Consider the following 23792-nt stretch of genomic DNA (forward strand, 5'->3'; position numbering starts at 1 on the left):
GCCGGCGTGACATGAACAGCGAGGGGCGACCCAAGGGTCGTCCCTCGCCGCCATTTTCCGTGGGTGCCGACCACCATGCTGAACAACAAACCATCATGCTGAACAACAAGCCGAACTGGCCGATCCTTGTCGTTGCAGTCGGCATCAGCCTGACCGCCTGCAAGATCCTCCCGACCCCTTCGGGGGACAGCGGCAATGCCGCCGTCTTCAACCCGGACAAGATGGTCGAGGAGATATGGGCGGCGAAGGTCGTGCCTTACCTCCAGCAGAAAGCCGGGCCGTTTGCCGAAGTCCACGCTCTGGCAAAAACCGATCCTGCTTCCGCCGGCGCCAAATATGGCAATCCGAAGAAGCAGGCGAATTCGCCCTGGACCTTCGCGGTTCGCGTCGAGGGCAAGATCATCGCCGCCAACACGCAGTCGCGGGCAGCGACCATGGATGTCGATGTCGACGGCGACGGCAAGGCCGATGCGCGGGTGCAAATCGGACCGGCGATGCGGGGAACCGCGCTGCGCGACAGCCTCGATTTCATCCAGTTCAACGATTTTACCAATCAGATCGACTTTGCCCAGTTCGGCAAGGCGTTCAACGCCTATGCCGTCAAGGCCCTGTTTGCCAAACTGCCGCGTGACGCGCTGGAAGGCCGGACCGCCAAGGTTCTCGGCGCCTATACGCTCGAGAGCGGCCAGGACCTGCCGCTGGTGACGCCGGCGGAGGCAGAAATCGGGCGGAAGCCATGAGCGCTGCGGTTGCTCACGATGTCGTCTTGAAGCTGGAGGACGTCTCCAAGGTCTATTCCGGCACCGTCGCGGTCAAGCGCGCGAATTTCGAGGTGCGCAAGGGCGCCGTCAATGTGCTGGTCGGCGAAAACGGCGCCGGCAAATCGACGCTGATGAAGATCATCGCCGGCGTCGAACAGCCGACGCTCGGCCGGATCCTCCTGGAAGGGGAGGAGGTCTCCTTCTCGTCATCGGGCGACGCGGTGAACCGCGGCATCGGCATGGTGTTCCAGGAGCTGAACCTGTTTGGCAATATGACCGTCGCCGAGAACATCTTCGCCACGCGCGAGATCACCAACCGGTTCCGCAAGATCGACCGCAAGGAGCAGGAGCGTCGCGCGGCGCAATTTCTCGAACGCCTGCAGGCCGGGATAAGGCCCGACATGCTGGTCGAGGATCTGCGCATCGGCCAGCAGCAGCTGGTCGAGATCGCCAAGGCGGTTTCGCTCGATGCGCGCATCCTGATCATGGACGAGCCGACCTCGGCGCTCAGTGCGGCCGAAGTCGAGATCCTGTTCAAGGTGATCGCCGACCTCAAGGCGCGCGGCGTGGCGATCGTCTACATCTCGCACCGGCTGGAAGAGCTGATCCGCATTGGCGACTACATCACGGTGCTGCGCGATGGACACATCACCGGCCAGGAAGAGATGAAAAACGTCGACACGCGGTGGATCGTGCGGCAGATGATCGGCTCCGACGCCAAGGATTTCGCCAAGGCCGACGGCCATGTTCCCGGCGAAGAAATATTCCGCGCCGAGGACATCTGCCTGCCGCGCGCCACCGGCGGGCTGGCGGTCGATCACGTCTCGCTGTCGCTGCGCGCCGGCGAGATCCTCGGCATATACGGCCTGATGGGCGCCGGGCGGAGCGAGCTGTTCGACTGCATCATGGGCCGCCATGGCCAGGCTACCGGCGCGATCTTCATCGCCGGCAAAAAGGTCAAGGAGCGCGACACGACGCGGCGTATCCGGCGCGGGCTGGCGCTGATCCCCGAAGACCGCCAACGCGAAGGGCTGGTGTCGATCCTCTCCGTCGCCAGCAATCTGACGCTGGCCAGCCTGTCGCGCTTTGTCCGCCTGTTCCACATCCGCGGCGGCCACGAGAAGCAGGCGGTGATGCAGATGGTGCGGGAACTGGCGATCAAGGTCGCCCACCCGGCGCAGGAGGTGTCGTCGCTGTCGGGCGGCAACCAGCAAAAGGTGGTGATCGGCAAGGCGCTGCTCACCGGGCCGAAGGTGCTGCTGATGGATGAGCCCAGCCGCGGCATCGATGTCGGCGCCAAGGCCGACGTCTTCCGCACCATGCGCAAACTGTCGCGCGACGGGTTGGGCATTCTGTTCGCCACCTCGGATCTCGATGAGGTGATGGCGCTGTCCGACCGCATCGCGGTGATGAGCAATGGAAAACTGACGGGCATGTTCGATCGCTCCGAGGCGACGGAGGCAGCCCTTGTCGCCGCCTCGGCACTTGGCCACGGACCGACCCCGCACACGGAGAAAAGCGCCCATGACTGACATCCCGGCCAAGGCGGCTGTCTCCTCCGTCTCGAGCGGCTCGCTGCTGCTGACGCTGATGAAGGCGAGGACGTTCATCGCGCTGATCGCCGTCTTGATCTTCTTTTCGATCGCGGCGCCGAATTTCCTGTCGACCGCCAACCTGATCCTGATGTCGAAACATGTGGCGCTGAACGCCTTCCTCGCCATGGGCATGACCTTCGTCATCATCACCGGCGGCATCGACCTGTCGGTCGGCTCGATCGTCGGCCTGTGTGGCATGGTCGCCGGCTACCTCGTGCTGAACGGCATCGACCTGCAATTCGGCTACACCGTCTATTTCAACGTCGTCGAGATCGCGCTGATCACGCTGGCGGTCGGCATATTGATCGGCGCCGTCAACGGACTGCTGATCACCAGGCTGAACGTCGCGCCGTTCATCGCCACGCTCGGCGTGCTCTATGTCGCGCGCGGCCTGGCGTTGCTGTCGTCGGACGGCCGCACCTTCCCCAACCTCGTCGGCAAGCCGGAGCTTGGCACCACCGGGTTTGGTTTCCTCGGCGCCGGGCGGCTGCTCGGCCTGCCGGTGGCGATCTGGATACTGATCGTCGTTGCGCTGGCGGCGGCCTACCTCGCCAAATACACCCCGCTCGGCCGCCACATCTTCGCCGTCGGCGGCAATGAACGGGCGTCGCGAATTTCGGGCGTTCGTGTCAACATGGTGAAAATGTTCGTCTACATGTTCTCCGGCTTCTGCGCGGCGATCGTCGGCCTGATCATCTCGTCCGAACTGATGGCCTCGCACCCGGCAACAGGCGAAAGTTTCGAGCTCAACGCCATTGCGGCGGCGGTGCTCGGCGGCACCTCGATGTCGGGTGGGCGCGGCACGATCGGCGGCACCATTGTCGGCGCCTTCGTCATCGGCATTCTTTCGGACGGGTTGGTGATGATGGGCGTGAGTTCCTTCTGGCAGATGGTGATCAAGGGCCTTGTCATCATCGTCGCCGTCGTCGTCGACCAAGCGCAGCGCCGGCTGCAGAGCCGGGTGACGCTGATGCAGATGGCAAAGGCAGGCTGAGCATGGCGGAGTTGCGGGGAGGGCTCATCGGCTGCGGCTTCTTTGCCATCAACCAGATGCATGCCTGGCGCGACATTGAAGGCGCCGCGATGGTCGCCATTTGCGACCGCGACCCGGAGCGGCTGCGCATCATCGGCGACCAGTTCGGCATTGCGAAGCGCTACACCGACGCGGCAGAGATGTTTGCAAGCGAAAGCCTCGACTTCGTCGATATCGCCACCACCGTTCCCAGCCATCGTCCGCTGGTCGAGATGGCGGCGCTGCACCGTGTGCCGGTGATTTGCCAAAAGCCGTTCGCGCCGACGCTTGCCGACGCCAAGGCGATGGTGAGGGCCTGCGTGGAAGCCGGCGTACCGCTGATGGTGCATGAGAATTTTCGCTGGCAGTCGGCGATCCAGGCGGTGCGTGCCGTGCTCGACAGCGGCGAGATCGGCACGCCGTTCTTCGGGCGCATCTCCTTCCGCTCTGCCTATGACGTGTTTTCCGGCCAGCCCTATCTCGCCAAGGGAAAGCGCTTCATCATCGAGGACCTCGGTATCCACAGTCTCGACATCGCCCGTTTTCTACTGGGCGACGTGTCGACGATCACGACGCGAACCGCGCGCATCAACCCCGGCATCGCGGGCGAAGATGTCGCGACGATGCTGATGGACCACAAGAGCGGGGCGACGTCAGTGGTCGACTGTAGCTACGCGACGAAGCTCGCCACCGAACCGTTTCCCGAAACGCTGATCGAGATCGACGGCAGCGACGGCACGATCCGCTTGGCGCAGGGATATCGGCTCACCGTCACCGGCAGGAGCGGCACGAAGATCACCGACGTTTCGCCGCCCGTACTCGCCTGGGCATCGCGCCCATGGCACAACATCCAGGAGAGCGTCGTCGCCATCCAGCAGCACTGGGTCGACTGCCTGGCAAAGGGAACCGAGCCGGCGACCTCGGGCGCCGACAACCTCAAGACATTCGCGCTGGTCGAGGCGGCCTATCTGGGCGCCGCGAGCCACGAACCTGTCCACCTGGATGGCTTGCTGACATGACAGCCGACGCCTTCCTCCTCTACGGTACGCATGCCGTCGAGGCGGAGCCGGTCAGGCTGAATGCCGGTCTGCTCAGCGCCGACTTTGTCAACGGCAACCTGCGCACCATCCGTTACGGTGGCATCGAAGTGTTGCGCGCCATCGCCTACATCGTGCGCGACCGCGACTGGGGCACCTATGAACCGGCGCTGACGGACCTTGCCGTCGATCAGGACGCCGACAGCTTCTCCGTCAGCTACTCCGCAACTTGCTTAGCGCCGGGCGGAAGCCGGCTAGACTTTCGCGCTACGATCAAGGGCTCCGCCAACGGTAACCTGGTGTTCGACGTCTGCGCGGTCCCTGAAAGCGATTTCGAGACCAACCGTTGCGGTTTCTGCATCCTGCATCCGATCGCCGGCCTCGCCGGCAGTGCGGTGACGGTCGAGCATACCGACGGCAGCGTGGTGGCGACGAAACTGCCGCTGTTGATCGATCCCTGGCAGCCTTTCAAGGATTTGCGCGCGATCACCCATGAGGTCCGGCCGGGCATCACTGCCGAATGCCGGATGGAGGGCGACACTTTCGAGATGGAGGACCAGCGTAACTGGTCGGACGCGTCCTACAAGACCTATGTGCGGCCACTGGCGCTGCCTTGGCCCTATGTGCTGCCGGCCGGCCAAACTGTAAGCCAGACGGTCAGGCTTCGCATCACCGGCGAGGGGGGAATGCCGGCCGCAGCATCTGCCGCCGAACCGGTCAGCGTCGAACTCGGCGAGACCGGGCAGAGGCTGCCGGATCTCGGCGTGATCATCTACCCGGATGAGGTCGAAGCAGCGCTCGCAAATCTTTCGACATTGACCGAGCTCGGCCCGCAGCAACTTGTCTTCCACTACGATCCGACGCGCGGCCACGGTCTCGAAGCATTGCAGTCTTATGCAAGGCTCACCGCCGCCTATCCGGTGCAGACGACGCTGGAATGCGTCGTTGCCTGCGCGGGCGACCTCGATGCCGAGCTGTCAGGCGTTGCCGACATGGTGCGTCAAGCCGGGTTGAAGCTTTCGGCCATTGCCGTCTCGCCTTCGGTTGACCGGCAGTCGACACCGCCGGGCAGTGCGTGGCCGGACTGTCCGCCGCTCGAAGACGTCTATGACGCGGCGCGGCGCGCCTTTCCCGATATCCGGCTTGGTGGCGGCATGTTCAGCTATTTCACCGAGCTCAACCGCAAGCGCGTGCCGGGGGGCCTGCTCGATTTCGTCACCCACTGCACGTGCCCGATCGTGCACGCTGCCGACGATCTCAGCGTCATGCAGTCGCTGGAGGCGCTGCCCTTCATCACCGCGTCGACGCGGGCGATCTTCGGGGCAAAGCCCTACCGCATCGGTCCGTCGACGCTCGCCATGCGCCAGAACCCCTATGGCGGCGCGACCAAGGGCAATCCCGGGGGACAGCGCATCGCCATGGCCGATCGCGACCCTCGTCATGCCGGCCTGTTCGCTGCCGCATGGACGATCGGCTATGCCGCGCGTGTCGCGCCGGCCGGGCTGGAACTGCTCACGCTGTCCGGCTTCGCCGGGCCCTTCGGCGTGCTCGCAGCATCCGGCGAACCCGTCGCGGAAGGATCGCCTCGGCCGATCTTCGATGCCATCAAGGGGCTTTGCGAACTGGCCGGCCTTACGTATGTGGCGACGAAAACGAGCGACGAGACCAAGGTGCTGGCGCTGGCCGGCCGCTCCGCTTCGGGCAAGACCGTGGCGTGGCTGGCGAACCTGACGGCGGACGACGTGACGGTCGACATCTCAGCGCTTGGCCGAGGCCAACTGGTGATGACCCCTTACGCGATCACGCGGATCAGCTGAAATCAGTTGCCGGAGTTCATCACATAAAGCGCGCGCGAGCGCTCGAGGTGCTTGATCATCGCCTTCTCGGCGCCGTCGGCATCCTTCTTCTCGATGCGGCCGATGATCTCTTCATGCTCGGTCAGCGTGAACTGTTCCTTGCCGGTCCAGATCAGCATTTCGGTGTGATATTCCTTCAGCCAACCGAGCATCGCCTCGCTGACGGCGACATAGATCGGGTTGCCTGAAATGGCCGCGATCTGGGTGTGAAACTTCATGTCGGCTGAAATGAAAGCCTCGGAATCGCCGCGAAAGCCACGCTGTTCGGCAATTGTGGCCCGCAGCTGCTCAACGTCCTCGGCAGTGGCGTTTTCGGCGGCTTCCCTGACCATACCGCGCTCGAAGAAGATGCGCGCCGTTTTCAGGTGTTCCAACGTGTCCTTCGACGACGACAGGATGATCTTGGCTGCGCCATCGACCTGCTTGATGATCGACTTGGCGGTCAGCTGCAGCACCTTGGCGCGTTCCCCATGCGAGATCGCGACGAGGCCCATATTGCTCAGCGCCTGCATCGCCTCGCGGATCGCGGGACGGCCGACCTCGAAGCGCTCCATCAACTCGCGCTCCGACGGCATGTCGTCGCCCGGCGTCAATTCTCCGCTGGTGATCAGGCGCTTCAGCCGCAAAAACACTTCGTCGGAAAGTTTGCGCCGGACGATCGGCTCCGAACGGTTCATCGTCGCGAATCACTCCCTTGACCTGTGTCTATCTAGCACTGCCACCGCGATTTTCGGAACGCCTGTCTGACCGCTCGACCGTACCCCGCCAGACAGGATATCACTTGCAAAGCTTATGTACTCATTATACCAGGTTTCGACGATCAAGGAACTCTTTTCGAACCCCCTGCGGCCTCAGACAACGAACCATGATCACGTTCACCTACCGCATCGAGACATCAGGCAGCATCGAGAGGCTGGCAGCCAAGATCGCCAGCGACCAGTCGACTGGAACCTTCGTCGCGCTGCCCGGCGAGACCGAGGAACTGAAAGCCCGGGTGGCCGCGCGTGTCCTGGCCATTCGGCACCTGCCGGACGCACTTCGCCCCTCCATTCCCGAGGCCGGTAACGGGCCGTTCAAGCGCGCGGATGTCGACATCGCCTTTCCATTCGATGCCATCGGCCACGACCTGTCGGCTCTGATGACCATTGCCATCGGCGGCGCCTATTCGATCAAGGGCCTGTCCGGCATTCGCGTTGTCGACATGAAGCTGCCGGAGCAATTCCGCGGCGCGCATCCAGGTCCGCAATTCGGCGTCGCCGGCAGCCGCAGGCTGACAGGTGTCACGGATCGGCCGATCATCGGCACCATCGTCAAGCCGGCGCTGGGGCTGCGGCCCCCCGAGACCGCCGCGATGGTGGGCGAGCTGATCGCCGCCGGTGTCGATTTCATCAAGGACGATGAGAAGCTGATGAGCCCAGCCTATTCGCCGCTGGCGGAGCGGGTAAAGGCAATCATGCCGCTGATCCTCGACCACGAGCAGAGGACCGGCAAGAAGGTGATGTATGCCTTCGGCATCTCGCATGCCGACCCGGACGAGATGATGCGCAAACACGATCTGGTGGCCAAGGCCGGCGGCAATTGCGCGGTGGTCAACATCAACTCCGTCGGTTTCGGTGGCCTGGCCTTCTTGAGAAAACGCTCCAGCCTGGTGCTTCACGCTCATCGCAACGGCTGGGACATCCTCACCCGCCATCCCGGCCTCGGTATGAACTTCAAGGTCTGGCAACAGTTCTGGCGGCTGCTCGGCGTCGACCAGTTCCAGATCAACGGCATCCAATCGAAATACTGGGAGCCGGACGCGTCTTTCGTCGAGTCCTTCAAGGCGGTGACGACGCCGATTTTTGCGCCTGAGGATTGCGCCTTGCCTGTGGCGGGCTCCGGCCAATGGGGCGGGCAAGCACCCGAGACCTATGAACGGACCGGCCGGACGGTCGATCTGCTCTATCTGTGCGGCGGCGGCATCGTCAGCCATCCGGATGGACCGGGCGCCGGGGTGCGTGCCGTGCAGCAAGCCTGGCAGGCGGCGGTCGACGGCATTCCGCTGGCGGATTTCGCCTTGAGCCATCCGGAGCTGGCGCGGTCGATCGAAAAATTCGGCGACGGCAAAGCGGCCTGAAGCAATGCAAGACCTGCTTCTCAGCTATTATGGCGACGACCTCACCGGCTCGACCGACGCCATGGAAGCGCTCGAACTCGGCGGCGTGCCGACCGTGCTGTTCATGCGCCAGCCGGACGCGGCCATGCTTGCGCAGTTCAGCCACTGCCGCGCCATTGGATTGGCCGGCACCAGCCGCAGCGAGACGCCACAATGGATGGACACGCATCTGAGCGATGCCTTCGCTTGGCTGAAGACGCTGAATGCCGCGATCTGTCACTACAAGGTCTGCTCGACCTTCGATTCCAGTCCGACGATCGGCAGCATCGGTCGCGCCATCGAGATCGGCCGCTCGGTCTTCGCGCAGGACAGCGTGCCGCTGCTGGTCGGGGCGCCGCAGCTCAAGCGTTACACGGCCTTCGGTCATTTGTTCGCGGCCTATCGTGAAAAGTATTTCCGCATCGACCGCCATCCGGTGATGAGCCGCCACCCGACGACGCCGATGGATGAATCCGACCTGCTCATCCATCTGTCGCGGCAGACGGAGCTCACATCGGGGCTGGTCGACCTCGCGACGTTGCAGTCGGTGGCGCGCTCGGAGGCCTTCGACCGCTTGCTCGCAGAGGGCACCGACATCGTACTTGTCGATGTCGACAGCCGCGAGACGCAGGCGCTTGCCGGCAAGGAGATATGGCGCGTCCGCAAGCCGGGCGGTTCGTTCGTCGTCGGCTCGTCGGGGATCGAATATGCGCTGCTGGCCGAATGGGTGTCTAACGGGACGGTCAGAGCTGAACCAGAATTTTCGCCGCCGGGTGCCGCCGACCGGATCGCGGTCGTCTCGGGCAGTTGTTCGCCGACGACCGAACGACAGATCCGTCACGCTTTGACTGACGGCTTCGACGGCATCGAGGTCGATCCCGTCGAACTGATCTCCGAAGCTTCCGGAGATGCGATCGCACGCGCGACGGCAGCCGGTCGCGCCAGTCTGGAAGCCGGGCGCAGCGTCGTTCTCTACACGGCCCTTGGACCCGCGGCCGATAGGGGGGGCGAAATCGACCGCCAGGAAGGCGCCCGCCACAAGCTCGGGCGGGGCCTCGGCGAACTGCTTCGCGCGCTGACCATCGAGCAGAAGTTGCAGCGCGTGGTCGTTGCCGGCGGCGATACGTCGAGCCACGCGCTCGGCCAGATGGGTGTCGATGCGCTGACCGTGCGGATGCCGTTGCCGGCGTCGCCGGGCTCGCCGCTTTGCGTCGCTCACTCGCGCGTCAAGGCGATCGATGGGCTGGAGGTGGCACTCAAGGGCGGGCAGGTTGGAACCGACCGCTATTTCAGCGCCATCCGTGACGGCCTTAGCAGCTGATTACGCGTCGCCTGGCAACGGCGAGATCCATTCATGCCCTCTAACGGCGCCGTGGCGGTTTTGTCGCGCATGTTGACGTTAAATTCACATAAAGATATGAGTTCTTTGTTGCGGCGAGGTGCTTTTGCCGTTTGTCCCCCTTGCTCTATCGGGGTTGTCGCCATGTGTTTCGCCCTTGCATCAGACTGCAGGATCGCCCTGTAGCAATCGCCAATGCTGAAAGAGGCGGTGATCATGCCCAGCCTGCTCGGAATCGATAACGGCCTCACGGTCACCAAGGCGGTCATCTTCGATGCCGACGGCACGCAATTGTCCGTGGCGCGTCGCCGGGTGCCGCAATCGATGCCCCACGCGCGCTGGGTGGAGCGCGACATGTCAGGCCTGTGGCAAGCAACAGCCGACGCCATCAAGGAGGCGATCGCGCTCTCCGGCAGGCCGGCGGAAGACATCAAGGCGGTGGCGGCGACCGCGCATGGCGATGGTCTCTATCTGCTCGATCATGATCGTCAGCCTTTGGGACCAGGCATCCTGTCGCTCGACAGCCGCGCCGGCGACATTGTCGAAAGGTGGTCCGCCGCTACCGTTTTCACCGATGCGCTGGCGACGACAGGCCAGACGCCGCATGTTTCGGCGCCGTCGGCGCTGCTGGCGTGGCTTAAGCAGAACGATCCTGATCGCTATGGCCGCATCGGCCATGTGCTGGCCTGCAAGGACTGGCTGCGCTTTTGCCTGACCGGCACGATCGGGACCGACCGCACGGAGGCAAGCACCTCATTCACGGATTTTCGCACGCAAGCCTATGCGCCTGAAGCGCTGCGCATCTTCGGGTTGGAGGATCTGTTCAACGCGCTGCCGCCGGTGGCGCATTCCGCTGACATCGCCGGTCAAGTCACAGCCGATGCCGCCGAAAAGACCGGCCTTCGCAAGGGAACACCGGTCGCCTGCGGCCTGCACGACGTGGCCGCCTCGGCGCTTGGCATGGGCGGCCATGAAGACGGCGTGCTCGCCATCGTCGCCGGCACCTATTCCATCAATGAAGTCGTCTCTTCGCAACCGCGCGTCGACCGGCGTTGGTTCTGCCGCAACGCCATCGACGCGGGCCGTTGGAACAACATGTCGATCTCGCCGGCCTCGACCGCGAACTACGACTGGTTTCTCGACACGTTTTGCCGCGCGGAGCAGGACAGGACGGATGGCGGCTCCCTCCACGAATTGCTGGCGGGAGAGATCGACGCGGCGTTGAAGAAGCCTTCGACCATCCTGTTTCATCCCTATCTGTTCGGCTCTCCCTATGGCGATTTGGCCAGCGGCAGCTTTGTCGGCCTGCATGGCTGGCACAATCGCGGCGACATGCTGAAGGCGGTTCTGGAAGGCATCGCCTTCAATCACCGCACCCATGTCGAGGCTTTGCGCGACGGCTTTGCCGTCAGCGAGATCCGCCTGACCGGCGGCGGTTCGCGCAATCCTGCCTTCGTCCAGATGTTTGCCGACGTGCTGAACGCCCCGGTCACCGTCACCTCGACGGATGAGACCGCGGCCCTCGGTGCCGCGCTTTGCGCAGGTGCCGCGGTCGGGATCTTCGCGACGCCGCAACAGGGCGCCAGGCAGGTCGGGATGACGGAGCGGACGTATCAACCCGTGCCCGCCTCCAGTGCTGTGTTCAATGAGCGGTTTTCGCTCTACTGCCGCATAGCCGAGCAGCTGAAGTCGCATTGGCCTGATATCGAAAGGCTGGCGGGGGTAAACGCATGATCAAGGCCGACGAACGACGCGAAGAGATCGCCGATTATGTGATCAAGCTCGGCCAGGTGCGCATCGATGATCTGGTCGAGCATTTCGGCGTGTCGCGCATGACCATCCACCGGCATATCGACCGGCTGGCGCAGCAGGGCGTGCTGCGCAAGCTGCACGGTGCGGTGACGGTCCAGCCTTCCGGCCTCTACGAGAGCGCTTTCCGCTACCGGGTGACCGTCAATCGAGCCGAGAAGGATGCACTGGCGCGGGCGGCACTGGATTATATCGAGGCCGGCCAGGTGGTGATGCTGGACGATTCATCGACGGCAAACGCGGTCGCGACGCTGCTGCTCGACGTCAAGCCGCTGACCGTCATTTCCAACAGCGTCTCGACGGCGGGCCAATTGATCAATGTGGACGATATCGATTTCATCTGCCTCGGCGGCCAGTATCATCCCACTTACAATGCCTATATCGGCATTGTCTGCGAGAACGCCGTGGCGCAGTTGCGCGCCAATGTGCTGATCTGTTCGGCTTCGGCCGTCACCGGAACCACTGCTTTCATCCAGGATCCGAATGTCGTGCGGGTCAAGCAGGCGATGATGACCGCCTCCGTGAAGCGCATCCTTTTGGTCGACCACGCAAAATTCGACCGGATCGCGCTGCATGTCTTCGACGATCTGACCAGTTTCGACGCCGTGCTGGTGACCGAGGGCCTCGGCGATGCGCAGGCGCAGAGCCTCGAACGGGCGGGGGTGAAGTTGCGCATCGTCAAGACGAAGGCGCCATGAACCCAGCAGATGGAGCCGGGGCGGACAATCCCGCCGGGCGTCTCGCCGCGATGGCCGGGACCGGCGAAGTCGACGTCGTCATTCTTGGCGCCGGCATCAACGGGGCTGGGCTGTTTCGCGATCTGTGCGCGCAAGGTGTCAGCTGCCTGATCGTCGAAAAGGCCGATTTCGGCTCGGGCACCAGTGCCGCGCCGTCGCGGCTCATCCACGGCGGCTTGAAATATCTCGAGACCGGCGAGTTCGGGCTGGTGGCGCAGTCGACGCTCGAACGCAATCTGCTTCTTCAAAACGCGCCGCACTATGTCAGCCCGCTGCCGACCGTCATCCCGATCTTCTCGTGGAGCAAGGGCATGCTCGCGGCGTTGCGAACGCTGTTCGGCTCGACCAGCGCGCCGCGCAGCCGCGGCGCCATACTGATCAAGATCGGCTTGATGATCTACGATTTCTACGGTTCACGAAACCAGGTCATGCCGCGCCACCGCATGGTCGGGCGGCGGCAGGCGCTTGTTGAGATGCCGGCGCTCAATCCGGCGATCGTCGCCACCGGCACCTACTACGACGCCAAGATAAGTCACCCGGAAAGGCTGGTGCTGGAACTGATCCTCGACGGCTTGCAGGCTCACGCGGCGTCTGCCGGTGCCAACTACACGACACTGGCGGCTTCAGCCAATGGCGTGCTCACCTTCCAGCCGGAAAACGGCGCGGCCTTTTCGGTGCGGCCGAAGCTGGTGGTGAACGCCGCCGGTCCGTGGATCGACGACGTCAACGCGCTGCTTGGTGCTCCATCGAAGATGATCGGCGGCACCAAGGGCTCGCATATCCTGTTAAGGCATGACGAACTGGTCAAAAGCCTCGCCGGGCGCATGCTCTATTTCGAGGCCGATGACGGCCGCATCTGCCTGGTCTACGACTATCTCGGCCTGGCGCTGGTCGGCTCGACCGACATCAAGGCCGACAATCCGGACGCGGTCCGCTGCGAACCCGAAGAAGTCGACTATCTGCTCGACAGCGTGCGAACGCTGCTGCCGGGCATGGCGTTCGAGCGCGACCAGATCGTCTACGCCTATAGCGGCATCCGGCCGCTGCCGACGTCTGAAGCAGCGACGCCCGGACTGATCAGCCGCGATCATTCGGCGCCCGTTGCCGAGCCGGACGGCAACAGGCCCTTTGCAGTCATTTCGCTGGTCGGCGGCAAATGGACGACGTTCCGCGGCTTTGCCGAGGAAGTCACTGATACCGTACTCAAGCGCTTGCAGCGCAGCCGCAAGATGTCGACTCAGTCGATGCCGATCGGCGGTGGGCGGGATTTTCCGGCCAATGCCGCCGCGCGCGCGGACTGGCTGGCTGAGGCACAGCAGGCAACGGGCGCCGGGGAAGGGCGCCTTGATCAATTGCTGTCGCGCTACGGGACCAGAGCCGTTGAGATCGCCAGGCACGGGTCGGATGATGAGGGTTGCCTGCCGGACTCCGGCGGCTACGGCAAGGCGGAAATCGACTACATCGCGCGCAACGAGTTCGTCGAACATCTGGCCGATGTCGTTATGCGCCGCAGCACGTTGGCGATAGGCGGCTCGCTGACGAGCCGCGACCTGCAGGAGATTGCCGCGATCGCGGGGCGGGCGTTGGGGTGGAGCACCGAGCGCCTCACGCGGGAGGTCGAAGCCGCTGTTGTCGAGCTCGAAGGCAGGAACCTGATGCGGCTGGACTGATCGCTTGATCGCCGACGCCTAGCTTTTCCTGAGGCAATCCGATCGATTTGCCCTTGTTGCGCCCTGTGCATCAACCTTCCCATTTTGCACCCGGATTGGGATTTGCCGGCGCCTACGGGCTCATGCCGTCACTGGATACGGTAACACAAATTGACGTTAAATTAACACTACCGTATGGTCATATTGTATGCTTACCTTCTAATAGGCTCGCGTTGGCTGCCGAACGTCGGCTGAGGCAACCATCTGCGGAGGGATTGACAGCGGTGCAAAGGTATGAAAATTTTTGCACACAAAGATAATATTATCACCCTGGGGAGGGATGGCTTGAATTCCGGCGGAAGCGCAAACCGCGACCATGAATCCAGCCTCGCCACGCGCGCGGCCTGGCTGCACTATGCCGGTGGTCTGACCCAGGCCCAGGTGGCCAAGCGGCTTGGCCTGACCAGCCTCAAGGCGCATAGGCTGATCACCAAGGCCAACCAGGAAGGTCTGGTCAGGGTCTTCATCGACGGCGACGTCGCCGAATGCGTCGACCTGGAACAGCGCCTGATCGCCGCCTATGGGCTCCACTATTGCGAGGTGGTTCCCGATCTCGATCAGGACGAACTGCCGCTCAAGGGGCTGGGCATTGCCGGCGCCCAGTTCCTGAAGCGCGAAATCGATCGCGGCGAAGACATGCTGATCGGCGTCGGCCATGGCCGCACGCTTGCCGCCAGCGTCGAATATCTGACGCGCGCAACTGCTGCTCACATCCGTTTCGTCTCGCTGCTTGGCGGCGTGACGCGCAAATTCGCCGCCAACCCGCACGACGTCATGCATCGCCTGGCAGAGCGGACCGGCGCGCAGGCTTTCGTCATGCCGGTGCCTTTTGTCGCCAATACCGCCGAGGACCGCGAAGTGCTGCTTGGCCAGCGCGGCATCAGCGATGTGTTCGCTCTCGCCAGCCGGTCCGACCTGATGTTCGTCGGAATAGGCACGGCCGAGCGGGAGGCGTCGCTGGTCGCCACCGGCATGATCGAGCCTTCCGAAATCGACGAGGTCAAGCGTGACGGCGGCGTTGGTGAATTGCTGGCGCATTTCTTCGACGACAAGGGGCGTCCGGTCGAAACGGCGCTGTCGGAAAGAATACTGGCGCTTCCGCGCGATCAGTTGAAGGGCCGCAGGATCGTTGCCGTCGCCGGCGGCAAGGTGAAGGTGCGCGCCATCAAGGCAGTACTCGAAAGCCGTTATCTCAGCGGCCTGATCACCGACGAATGCACGGCCCGCGCGCTGGTCGAGCTCGACGATGCAGCCGGGACCGCGAAGCGCTGCGTGAACGGAGGAACTTCGAATGCGTGACAACGGACAATCCGCACCGCTGGTGGTTGCATCATGAGCGCGAAGGCCACCGCCCGGCAAGCTTCGCCCGGCCTGCGCCGGGTGCTTGCCGGCGCTGCGGTTGTGGTTCTGCTCGGCGCCATGGCGCTCGATACCAAGGTGATCAAGATCGGCTCTGCCGGCGATGTTCGCAACGCCGTGTTTTCGGCGGCCGACTACGGCAAATCTGAATTCCCCAAGGTGCAAGCCGATGTCGAAGCGCGTGCCGCGGACGCCGTGACGGTGGCGACGGCGATCGCCAAGGACAGGGCGACGGCCGAAAAGGAATATGGCGTGCCGGCGGGTGTCGGACCGGTCATCTCGGTCAAGTTCACCGGCGTCGTCGGCGAGGGAAAATCGGGCATCTACAAGGTCGCCGTCGACGGTTTGCCGGACACGTTGACGGTCCGCGTGCAGACTGGGCCGGCGATCAACGGAACCGAGCTTCGCGACGCCACCGGCAAGATCACCTTTGGTCAGTTCACCAACCAGATCGAGTATCAGGACGCCGGCTCGGCGCTGAACAACGAGATGAAGAAGGAGGTGCTGGCGAAAGTCGATACCAGTGCCTTGACCGGCAAGACAATAGCGGTGGTTGGCGCTTTCAAGCTGGTCAATCCGAAGAGCTGGCTGGTCACGCCGGTGAGGCTGGAGGTCAAATGAATTCGGCTTTCGGCACAGAACCCGCAGCTGGCGACGCCGTGCTTTCGGCGCGCAATGTCGTCATGTCGTATGGCGGCGTTCACGCGCTCAAGGGCGTCAACTTCGACATCCATCGCGGCAAGGTCACCACCCTGTTCGGAGAGAATGGCGCCGGCAAATCGACGCTGATGAAGATCCTGTCCGGCGTGGTGACGCCGACATCCGGCGACATCGTGCTCGACGGCAATCTCGTCAGCTTTGCCTCGTCTTCGGACGCGCGCGATCGCGGCATTTCGATCATCCACCAGGAGCTCAGCCTGGCGCCGAACCTCAGCGTTCGCGACAACATCTTCATGGGCCGCGAACTGCGCACCAGAACCGGCCTCGACTTCGCCGAGGAGTCGCGCCAGGCGCGGGCGCTGATGGCCGACCTCGAAGAAGACATCGATCCGATGACCCTGGTCGAGGACCTGCGCCTGGGGCAGCAGCAGATCGTCGAGATCGCACGCGCGCTGTCGGTCGATTCCCGCATCCTGATCATGGACGAGCCGACCTCCGCGCTGAGCGCCACGGAGGTCGAAGTGCTGTTCAAGGTGATCCGCGACCTGACCAGCCGCGGCGTCTCCATCGTCTACATCTCGCATCACCTCGAAGAGGCGCTGCAGATCACCGACTACGCCGTCGTGCTGCGTGACGGGGCGATCACGGCGACGGCCGAGGCCAAGGACATCGACCTCGAATGGATCGTCCGCAACATGGTGGGCGAGAATTTCGATCTCGGCTCGCCGCCGACCGGCCACGAGTTCGGCGCGGTGGCGCTGTCGATCGAGGATGTCAGCGTCACCGACGCTTCGGGTTCAGGCTACGTCGTCGATCATCTGTCGCTGGATGTCAAAGCGGGCGAGATCGTCTGCATCTATGGGCTGATGGGCGCGGGCCGCACGGAATTGCTGGAGGCCGTCGCCGGCCGTGTGCCCATGGCGGACGGGCGGGCGCTGCTGGAGGGTGAGGACGTTTCGGGACTGACCATTGCCCAGCGCATCGCCCGAGGTCTGGTTCTGGTCCCCGAGGATCGCCAGCGCGACGGCCTGGTTCAGACCATGACCGTCGGCCGCAACCTGTCGCTTGCCAGCATCGAGGCATTCGCCAAGGGGCTCTTCCTCTCCCGGCAGAGGGAGCGCGCACTGATCGACGATTCGATCCGCAAGGTGACCATCAAGACCGCGGGCGGCAACGCCATGATCGGATCGCTGTCGGGCGGCAACCAGCAGAAGGTCGTCATCGGCAAGATGCTGACGACAGATCCCAAGGTCATCCTTCTCGACGAGCCGAGCCGCGGCATCGATGTCGGCGCCAAGGCCGAAGTCTTTCGCTTGCTCAGCGAGCGTGCCGCGCAAGGCCTGGCGGTCGTCTTCTCGACCTCGGAGGTCAATGAGTGCCTCAGCATCGCTCACCGCATCGTCGTCATGCGGCGCGGCAAGATTTCCGCCGAATTCGGCGCCAACGCCACCAAAGAGCAGATCATGGCCGCCTCCGGCGAAGCCGTGGTCGCCTGATCATAGATTCCGGAGCCCCGATCATGAGCGATGTCAGCCAGGCCAGCAAACAGTCCAGCCCCAATGCGGGCGGCGAGGGCTTCGACGTGGCCAAGCTGCTGCTCGAAGGCCGGGCCTTCTTTGCCCTGATCGTCATCATCGTCGTCTTCTCGATCCTGTCGCCCTACTACCTTTCGGTGGCGAATTTCCTGACCATGGCCTCGCATGTCGCCATCTTCGGGATTCTCGCCGTCGGCATGCTGCTCGTCATCCTCAATGGCGGCATCGATCTGTCGGTCGGCTCCACGCTCGGGCTTGCGGGCGTCGTCGCCGGTTTTCTGATGCAGGGCGTGACGCTGACCTGGCTGGGCGTCGTTCTCTACCCGCCGGTCTGGGTGGTGGCGGTGCTGGCCTGCATGCTGGGCGCCGCTGTCGGTCTGGTCAACGGCGTGTTGATCGCGCGGTTCAAGGTTCCGGCTTTCGTCGCCACGCTCGGCGTGATGTACATGGCGCGCGGCCTGGCGTTGCTGATGACCAGCGGCCTGACCTACAACAATCTCGGCGGCAAGCCGGAGCTGGGCAACACCGGTTTCGACGCGCTCGGCTTCAACCGCCTGTTCGGCGTGCCGACCGGCGTAGTGGTGCTGGCGGTGATCGCGCTGATAGGCAGCATCGTGTTGAACCGCACCGCTTTCGGGCGCTGGCTCTACGCCTCCGGCGGCAATGAGCGCGCCGCCGAACTCTCCGGCGTTCCGGTCAAGACCGTGCAGATTTCGGTCTATGTGCTTTCCGGTATCTGCGCCGCCATTGCCGGCCTGATCCTGTCATCGCAGCTTACTTCGGCCGGACCGACCGCCGGCACCACTTACGAATTGACGGCCATCGCCGCCGTCGTCATCGGCGGCGCGGCATTGACCGGCGGACGCGGCAACATCCGCGGCACATTGCTCGGGGCCTTCGTCATCGGCTTCCTGTCGGATGGTCTGGTGATCATCGGCATCTCATCCTACTGGCAAACAGTGTTCACCGGCGCCGTCATCGTGCTCGCCGTGCTCCTCAATGCCGTTCAGTATCGCCGCCGTAGCAAGCTTCCAGCTTCGACGGGCGGCCAACCGACTTCTCAGAAACGGGGGAAGGCCGAACCGGCCAATCCTGCCCAAGGGAAGACTGCCAGCTGACTGGCAGCAACACCGCGTAATCATTGGAGGAATGTACATGAAAATCGTGCTTAGAAGTTTGCTTGCCGCCGCGATGGTGGTCGGGTTTAGCGCAGCCGCATCGGCCGCGGGCCTGATCTCGATCATCGTCAACGATCCGGCCAACCCCTACTGGCTGACCGAAGGCAACGTTGCCAAGGCCGAAGCCGAAAAGCTTGGCTATACAGCCAACGTCGCCGCCCACAAGGGCGACACCAATACCGAAAGCAATCTGATCGACACCGCCATCACCAACAAGTCGGTGGCGATCATCCTCGACCCGGCCAATGCCGATGGTTCGGTCGGCGCGGTGAAGAAGGCGATTGCCGCCAACATCCCGGTTTTCCTCGTCAATGCCGAGATCAACCAGGAAGGTCTTGCCAAGGGACAGCTCGTCTCCAACAACGCCCAGGGTGCGGCTCTCGGTGCCCAGCAGTGGGTGCAGGCGGTCGGTGAAAAGGGCAAGTATGTCGAACTGCTCGGCGCCCCGTCGGACAACAACGCCGCCACGCGCTCGAACGGCTACGCGACTGTGCTCAGCCAGTATCCGGATCTCGAAAAGGCCGCTTCGCAGGTCGCCAACTGGGATCGTACCCAGGGCCATGACAAGATGCAGAGCATGCTGCAGGCCAATCCCGACATCATCGCGGTGATCAGCGGCAACGATGAAATGGCGCTTGGCGCGGTTGCGGCGCTGAAGGAAGCTGGCAAGCTCGCCGGCATCAAGGTCGGCGGCTTTGACGGTTCCCCGGATGCGGTTGCGGCCATCAAGTCCGGCGAACTGCAGTACACCGTGCTTCAGCCGGTGGCCATCTTCTCGGCCAAGGCTGTGCAGCAGGCCGACTCGTTCATCAAGTCGGGCGCTACCGGCGCCACCAGCGAGAAGCAGCTGTTCGATTGCCTGCTCATCACCAAGGACAATGTGGACAAGTACACCGCACCCTTCGTGCTGTCGGAATAAAACGTGCTCAGGGGGTGTCCTTTGCGGACACTCCCTGGCTCTTCCACGGCTCCAGACAATAAAGACTGCTCCTTGTGAATTGCCTTCATAACCATCCGGAACGTGCGGCATGAAAGACCTGCTGATCGGGATCGACGCGGGAACGTCCGTGATCAAATCGGTCGCTTTCGATCTGTCGGGGCGGCAGCTTGCCATGGCGTCGGTGACCAACAGCTTCGTCACGCTGGAAGGCGGCGGCGCCGAGCAGGACCTTAATCAGACCTGGCGCGACATGGTGCTGACCGTCCTCGATCTGGCGACGAAAATTCCAGACCTCGCGCGGCGAACCGCGGCCGTCGCGGTCACCGGGCAGGGCGACGGCACCTGGCTGATCGATGGCGACGGCATGCCGGTCGGGCGCGCCTGGCTCTGGCTCGATGCGCGCGCCGGACATCTGGTGGACGAGATGCGCGGCGATCCCCGGGATCGCACGCGGTTCGCGATCACCGGCACCGGGCTCAACGCCTGCCAGCAGGGCGCTCAGCTCAGCTGGCTGAAGAAAAACAGCCCGGAAATCCTGGAGCGCGCCGCCAATGCCTTTCACTGCAAGGATTGGCTCTATTTCAAGATGACCGGCAAGCGCGCCACCGATCCTTCGGAGGGAACATTCACCTTCGGCGATTTCCGCTCGCGCAGCTATTCCGACGAGGTGCTCGACATTCTCGATCTGACGTCGCACCGCCGCCTGCTGCCCCCCATGCTCGAAGGCACGACCGACCATCATCCGCTTTCTGCGTCGGCAGCAGGCGAGACCGGCCTGCTTGCGGGCACGCCGGTGGTGCTGGGCTACGTCGACATGGTCAGCACCGCGCTCGGCGCCGGCCTCTATGATCCAAGCGGCAATGTTGGCTGCACGGTCATCGGCTCGACCGGCATCCACACGCGCCTGGCGCGCACAGCCGACGATGTCATCCTCAACGACAACGCGTCCGGCTACACGATCGCCATGCCGGTTCCCGGCGCCTATGCGCAACTGCAATCCAATATGGCGGCGACGCTCAACATCGACTGGCTGCTCGGCCTGGCGCGCGACTTGCTGACCGCCAGCGGCGCAAAACCTTCGGGCGACGAATTGCTGAAAGCGCTCGATGTCTGGGTCGAAGGATCGGAACCGGGGTCGCTGGTCTATCAGCCTTATATCTCGCTTGCCGGCGAACGCGGCCCGTTCGTCGATCCAGACGCGCGCGCCGGCTTCATCGGGCTTTCCGTCAAGCACGGTTTTGGCGATCTGGCACGCGCGGTTCTTGAAGGATTGGCCTTCGCGGCCCGCGATTGCTACCAGGCAATGGGCAGCGTGCCCGGCGAAATCCGCCTGTCTGGCGGCGCCGCGCGCAGCCCGTCGCTGCGCGGTATCATCGCTGCGGCGACCCGCGCGCAAGTCAGGACCAGCAGCCGCCAGGAAGCCGGCGCCGCGGGTGCGGCGATGATGGCCGCAGTCGGGCTTGGCGTCTATCGCTCGATGGATGATTGCTGCGCCGAGTGGGTGACGCCGCTGCTGGGCGAATGCGACGCCTATGACGAGGCGCTTTCGCAAACCTACGATGCGCTGTTTCCGTCTTTTGTCGCGGCGCGTCAGGCGCTGCATCCGGTGTGGAAATCGATGGCGCACCGCACAGGAGCTAAGTCTTGAGCGATACAACGGATATTGTCGATCTCTTCGTGATCGGCGGCGGCGTCAACGGCGCCGGTATAGCGCGCGATGCCGCCGGCCGTGGGCTGTCGGTCATCCTGTGCGAGAAGGACGATCTGGCGCAAGGCACCAGCTCGCGTTCCGGCAAGCTGGTGCATGGCGGTCTGCGCTACCTCGAATATTACGAGTTCCGGCTGGTGCGCGAAGCGCTGATCGAACGCGAGGTGCTGCTTGAGGCGGCGCCGCACATCATCTGGCCGATGCGCTTCGTGCTGCCGCACAGCCCCGAGGACAGGCCGGCATGGCTGGTCCGGCTCGGGCTGTTTCTCTACGACCATCTTGGCGGCCGCGAGCGGCTGCCGGGAACGAGGACGCTGAACTTGAGAACAGCGCCGGAAGGGGCGCCGATCAAGGACGAATTCAAGCGCGGCTTCGAATATTCCGACTGCTGGGTCGATGACGCCAGGCTGGTGTTGCTCAATGCGCTCGATGCCAGTCAGCGCGGCGCAAAAGTCTTCACCCGCACCGCCTGTATTGCTGCCCGGCGCGAAGGCGGCATGTGGTCGATCCACATGCAGGATGGCCGCACCGGTGCGGTGACGAAGGTCCGCGCATGCGGGCTGGTCAATGCGGCTGGGCCGTGGGTGAATGACATCGTCAGCCGCGTCGCCGGGCAGAATTCCACCCGCAACGTTCGCCTGGTGAAGGGCAGCCATATCGTCGTGCCGAAATTCTGGGAGGGGCGGCAGGCCTATCTTATCCAGAACAACGACAAGCGGGTGATCTTCGTCAACCCGTATGAGAACGATCTGGCGCTGATCGGCACGACGGACATTCCCTACGAGGGCCGGCCCGAAGAAGTGGCGGCCGAGGCCAGCGAAATCGATTATCTGATCAAGGTGGTCAATCGCTACTTCAAGCGACAGCTCACCGCGCAAGACGTGGTCTACAGCTTCTCGGGCGTGCGTCCGCTCTATGACGACAATGCCGACAATCCAAGCGCGGTGACGCGCGACTACATCTTCGAACTCGACGCCCCGAACGGTGGCGCGCCGCTGCTTTCTGTGTTCGGCGGCAAGATCACCACCTTCCGCAAACTGTCCGAACATGCGCTGGAAAAGATCCAGCCCTTCTTTCCGACCATGAAGAAGGCCTGGACGGCCAAAATTCCCCTGCCGGGAGGCGACCTGCCCAACGCGGATTTCGAGCAGTTCCTGGGCGATCTGCATGCCGAGTTCTCGTGGCTTAGCCCGTCGCTGGTGAAGCACTATGCTCGAAGCTACGGCACGCGCACGCGCGCTCTGCTGAAAGGGGTAAAAGGCGAAGCCGATCTCGGCCGGCGTTTCGGCCCGGATTTCTATGAGCGGGAAGTTGTCTTCCTGTTCGAGACCGAATGGGCGATGACCGCCGCCGACGTTCTCGAACGCCGGACCAAACACGGGCTGCATATCAATGCGGCCGAGCGGAAGACATTCGAAGACTGGTGCACAAAGACCATGGCGGCGGTGAACTGATGGCCTTCACGCTTTCGCTGAACACCAACCCGCTGGTCAATCGCTTCGCCGATCCCGACGATCTGATCGACGCCATTGCCTATGGCATCGGCATCCGCGACGTGCAGCTGACGCATGAATTCGTCAATCCGGGTTGGCCGGCGGCAACGATCGTCAAGTTCGTTCGCCTGTTCAACAGCGCGCTGGCGCGGACTGGCGTGCGGATCACCTCCGGCATGACCGGTCCCTATGGCCGGCTCAACCATTTCGGCCATCCGGACGCGGATGTGCGCCGCTATTATGTCGACTGGTTCAAGACCTTTGCCGACATTTCCGCCGAGCTTGGCGCGTCGGGCATGGGCACGCAGTTCGCCATATTCACCTACAAGGATTTTGACGATCCGCAGCGGCGCGCGGCGCTTCTCGACATCGCGCTCGAATGCTGGCGCGAAGTGGCCGAGCACGCCAAGGCGGCGGGCCTGACCTATTTGTTCTGGGAACCGATGTCGGTGGGGCGGGAGTTCGGCCACACGATCGAAAGCTGCGTCGAATTGCAGGGCGCCATCGATACGGCCAAGCTGCCGATCCCGATGCAGATGATGGTCGACATCGACCATGGCGACGTGACCTCGCCCAATCCTGACGACACCGATCCCTATGCCTGGGCGAAAGCGTTCCCGTTGCGATCGCCGATCATCCACATCAAGCAGTCGTCGATGAACAAGGGCGGGCACTGGCCGTTCACGGCCGCATACAACAAGGATGGCCGCATCATCCCGCAGAAGCTGCTCGATGCAGTGCGGGCGGGTGGCGGAACCGACAATGAGATTTGCCTCGAACTTTCCTTCCGGGAGAGGGAGCCGGTCGATCATCAGGTTATTGCAATGATCCGCGAGTCGGTGGATTTCTGGGCGCCTTACATCGACAGCGGCCGCGAAAGTCTCACGCCTCGCGCTTGAGGGAAAGCGTCGGCCCGAAGGCCGGCGCGTA

Annotated in this window: 19 protein-coding genes; 18 read left to right on the forward strand and 1 reads right to left on the reverse strand. The window is 63.6% G+C overall.

Annotated features, from left to right (window positions below):
- The first annotated feature begins 95 nt into the window (after positions 1–95).
- From NKJ75_RS09720 to apnL, 5 genes are read left to right on the forward strand one after another with little or no spacing between them, the layout of a single operon-like run.
- Positions 96–740 carry a DUF2291 family protein gene (locus NKJ75_RS09720; protein ID WP_352499607.1) on the forward strand — a complete coding sequence of 215 codons (645 nt, stop codon included), beginning with the start codon at positions 96–98 and terminating at the stop codon, positions 738–740.
- The gene (locus NKJ75_RS09725; RefSeq protein ID WP_023744758.1) at positions 737–2293 is read left to right on the forward strand and encodes a sugar ABC transporter ATP-binding protein; all 1557 of its coding nucleotides are present in this window, start codon (positions 737–739) and stop codon (positions 2291–2293) included. Before NKJ75_RS09720 ends, NKJ75_RS09725 begins: the two co-directional genes overlap by 4 nt.
- Positions 2286–3350 (forward strand): ABC transporter permease, encoded by a 1065-nt coding sequence (locus tag NKJ75_RS09730; RefSeq protein WP_023688190.1) that lies wholly within the window; start codon positions 2286–2288, stop codon positions 3348–3350. Before NKJ75_RS09725 ends, NKJ75_RS09730 begins: the two co-directional genes overlap by 8 nt.
- A gap of 2 nt (positions 3351–3352) precedes the next feature.
- Complete coding sequence (locus NKJ75_RS09735; RefSeq protein ID WP_023681700.1) at positions 3353–4387, forward strand: Gfo/Idh/MocA family protein; 1035 nt, start codon at positions 3353–3355, stop codon at positions 4385–4387.
- Complete coding sequence (gene apnL / locus NKJ75_RS09740; RefSeq protein WP_023725662.1) at positions 4384–6222, forward strand: D-apionate lactonase; 1839 nt, start codon at positions 4384–4386, stop codon at positions 6220–6222. Before NKJ75_RS09735 ends, apnL begins: the two co-directional genes overlap by 4 nt.
- Positions 6223–6224: 2 nt before the next feature.
- Here apnL and NKJ75_RS09745 read toward each other — a convergent pair whose 3' ends face one another.
- Entirely contained in the window at positions 6225–6938 is a 714-nt protein-coding gene (locus NKJ75_RS09745; protein WP_352499608.1) for a transcriptional regulator NanR, read from the reverse strand.
- 188 nt (positions 6939–7126) lie between these two features.
- On the opposite strand from NKJ75_RS09745, the gene oiaX reads away from it, so the two are divergent.
- The 13 genes from oiaX (at position 7127) to NKJ75_RS09810 (ending at position 23761) form a co-directional block, all read left to right on the forward strand.
- Positions 7127–8377: a 3-oxo-isoapionate-4-phosphate decarboxylase OiaX gene (oiaX, locus tag NKJ75_RS09750; protein ID WP_023688192.1), complete on the forward strand. Its 1251-nt coding sequence runs from the start codon at positions 7127–7129 to the stop codon at positions 8375–8377.
- A 4-nt stretch (positions 8378–8381) separates the two neighbouring features.
- A complete protein-coding gene (locus NKJ75_RS09755) occupies positions 8382–9716 on the forward strand; it encodes a four-carbon acid sugar kinase family protein (protein ID WP_023725663.1) in 1335 nt (444 codons plus the stop codon).
- 234 nt (positions 9717–9950) lie between these two features.
- Positions 9951–11468 (forward strand): FGGY-family carbohydrate kinase, encoded by a 1518-nt coding sequence (locus NKJ75_RS09760; protein WP_352499668.1) that lies wholly within the window; start codon positions 9951–9953, stop codon positions 11466–11468.
- Positions 11465–12241, forward strand: coding sequence for a DeoR/GlpR family DNA-binding transcription regulator (locus tag NKJ75_RS09765; RefSeq protein WP_023672603.1), 777 nt, complete (start codon positions 11465–11467; stop codon positions 12239–12241). Before NKJ75_RS09760 ends, NKJ75_RS09765 begins: the two co-directional genes overlap by 4 nt.
- Positions 12238–13950, forward strand: a complete 1713-nt coding sequence (locus NKJ75_RS09770; RefSeq protein ID WP_023815456.1) for a glycerol-3-phosphate dehydrogenase/oxidase — start codon at positions 12238–12240, stop codon at positions 13948–13950. The genes NKJ75_RS09765 and NKJ75_RS09770 overlap by 4 nt, the downstream gene beginning before the upstream one ends.
- A 273-nt stretch (positions 13951–14223) precedes the next feature.
- Positions 14224–15288: a sugar-binding transcriptional regulator gene (locus tag NKJ75_RS09775; protein WP_245263962.1), complete on the forward strand. Its 1065-nt coding sequence runs from the start codon at positions 14224–14226 to the stop codon at positions 15286–15288.
- Between the two features lie 33 nt (positions 15289–15321).
- Positions 15322–15969 (forward strand): DUF2291 family protein, encoded by a 648-nt coding sequence (locus NKJ75_RS09780; protein WP_502903849.1) that lies wholly within the window; start codon positions 15322–15324, stop codon positions 15967–15969.
- Positions 15966–17504, forward strand: a complete 1539-nt coding sequence (locus NKJ75_RS09785) for a sugar ABC transporter ATP-binding protein (protein ID WP_352499609.1) — start codon at positions 15966–15968, stop codon at positions 17502–17504. Before NKJ75_RS09780 ends, NKJ75_RS09785 begins: the two co-directional genes overlap by 4 nt.
- A gap of 23 nt (positions 17505–17527) precedes the next feature.
- Complete coding sequence (locus NKJ75_RS09790) at positions 17528–18661, forward strand: ABC transporter permease (protein WP_023751559.1); 1134 nt, start codon at positions 17528–17530, stop codon at positions 18659–18661.
- A gap of 37 nt (positions 18662–18698) precedes the next feature.
- The gene (locus NKJ75_RS09795; protein ID WP_081725422.1) at positions 18699–19640 is read left to right on the forward strand and encodes a D-ribose ABC transporter substrate-binding protein; all 942 of its coding nucleotides are present in this window, start codon (positions 18699–18701) and stop codon (positions 19638–19640) included.
- Positions 19641–19749: 109 nt separating this feature from the next.
- A complete protein-coding gene (locus tag NKJ75_RS09800) occupies positions 19750–21309 on the forward strand; it encodes an FGGY-family carbohydrate kinase (protein ID WP_023744768.1) in 1560 nt (519 codons plus the stop codon).
- Positions 21306–22823 carry a glycerol-3-phosphate dehydrogenase gene (locus NKJ75_RS09805; protein WP_023744769.1) on the forward strand — a complete coding sequence of 506 codons (1518 nt, stop codon included), beginning with the start codon at positions 21306–21308 and terminating at the stop codon, positions 22821–22823. Before NKJ75_RS09800 ends, NKJ75_RS09805 begins: the two co-directional genes overlap by 4 nt.
- On the forward strand, positions 22823–23761 hold the full coding sequence (locus NKJ75_RS09810; RefSeq protein ID WP_023744770.1) for a sugar phosphate isomerase/epimerase family protein: 939 nt from the start codon (positions 22823–22825) through the stop codon (positions 23759–23761). The genes NKJ75_RS09805 and NKJ75_RS09810 overlap by 1 nt, the downstream gene beginning before the upstream one ends.
- The last annotated feature ends 31 nt before the right edge of the window (positions 23762–23792 follow it).

Origin of the sequence: Mesorhizobium sp. M0058, assembly GCF_040323095.1 — a bacterium.
In the GTDB taxonomy this organism is placed as follows: domain Bacteria; phylum Pseudomonadota; class Alphaproteobacteria; order Rhizobiales; family Rhizobiaceae; genus Mesorhizobium.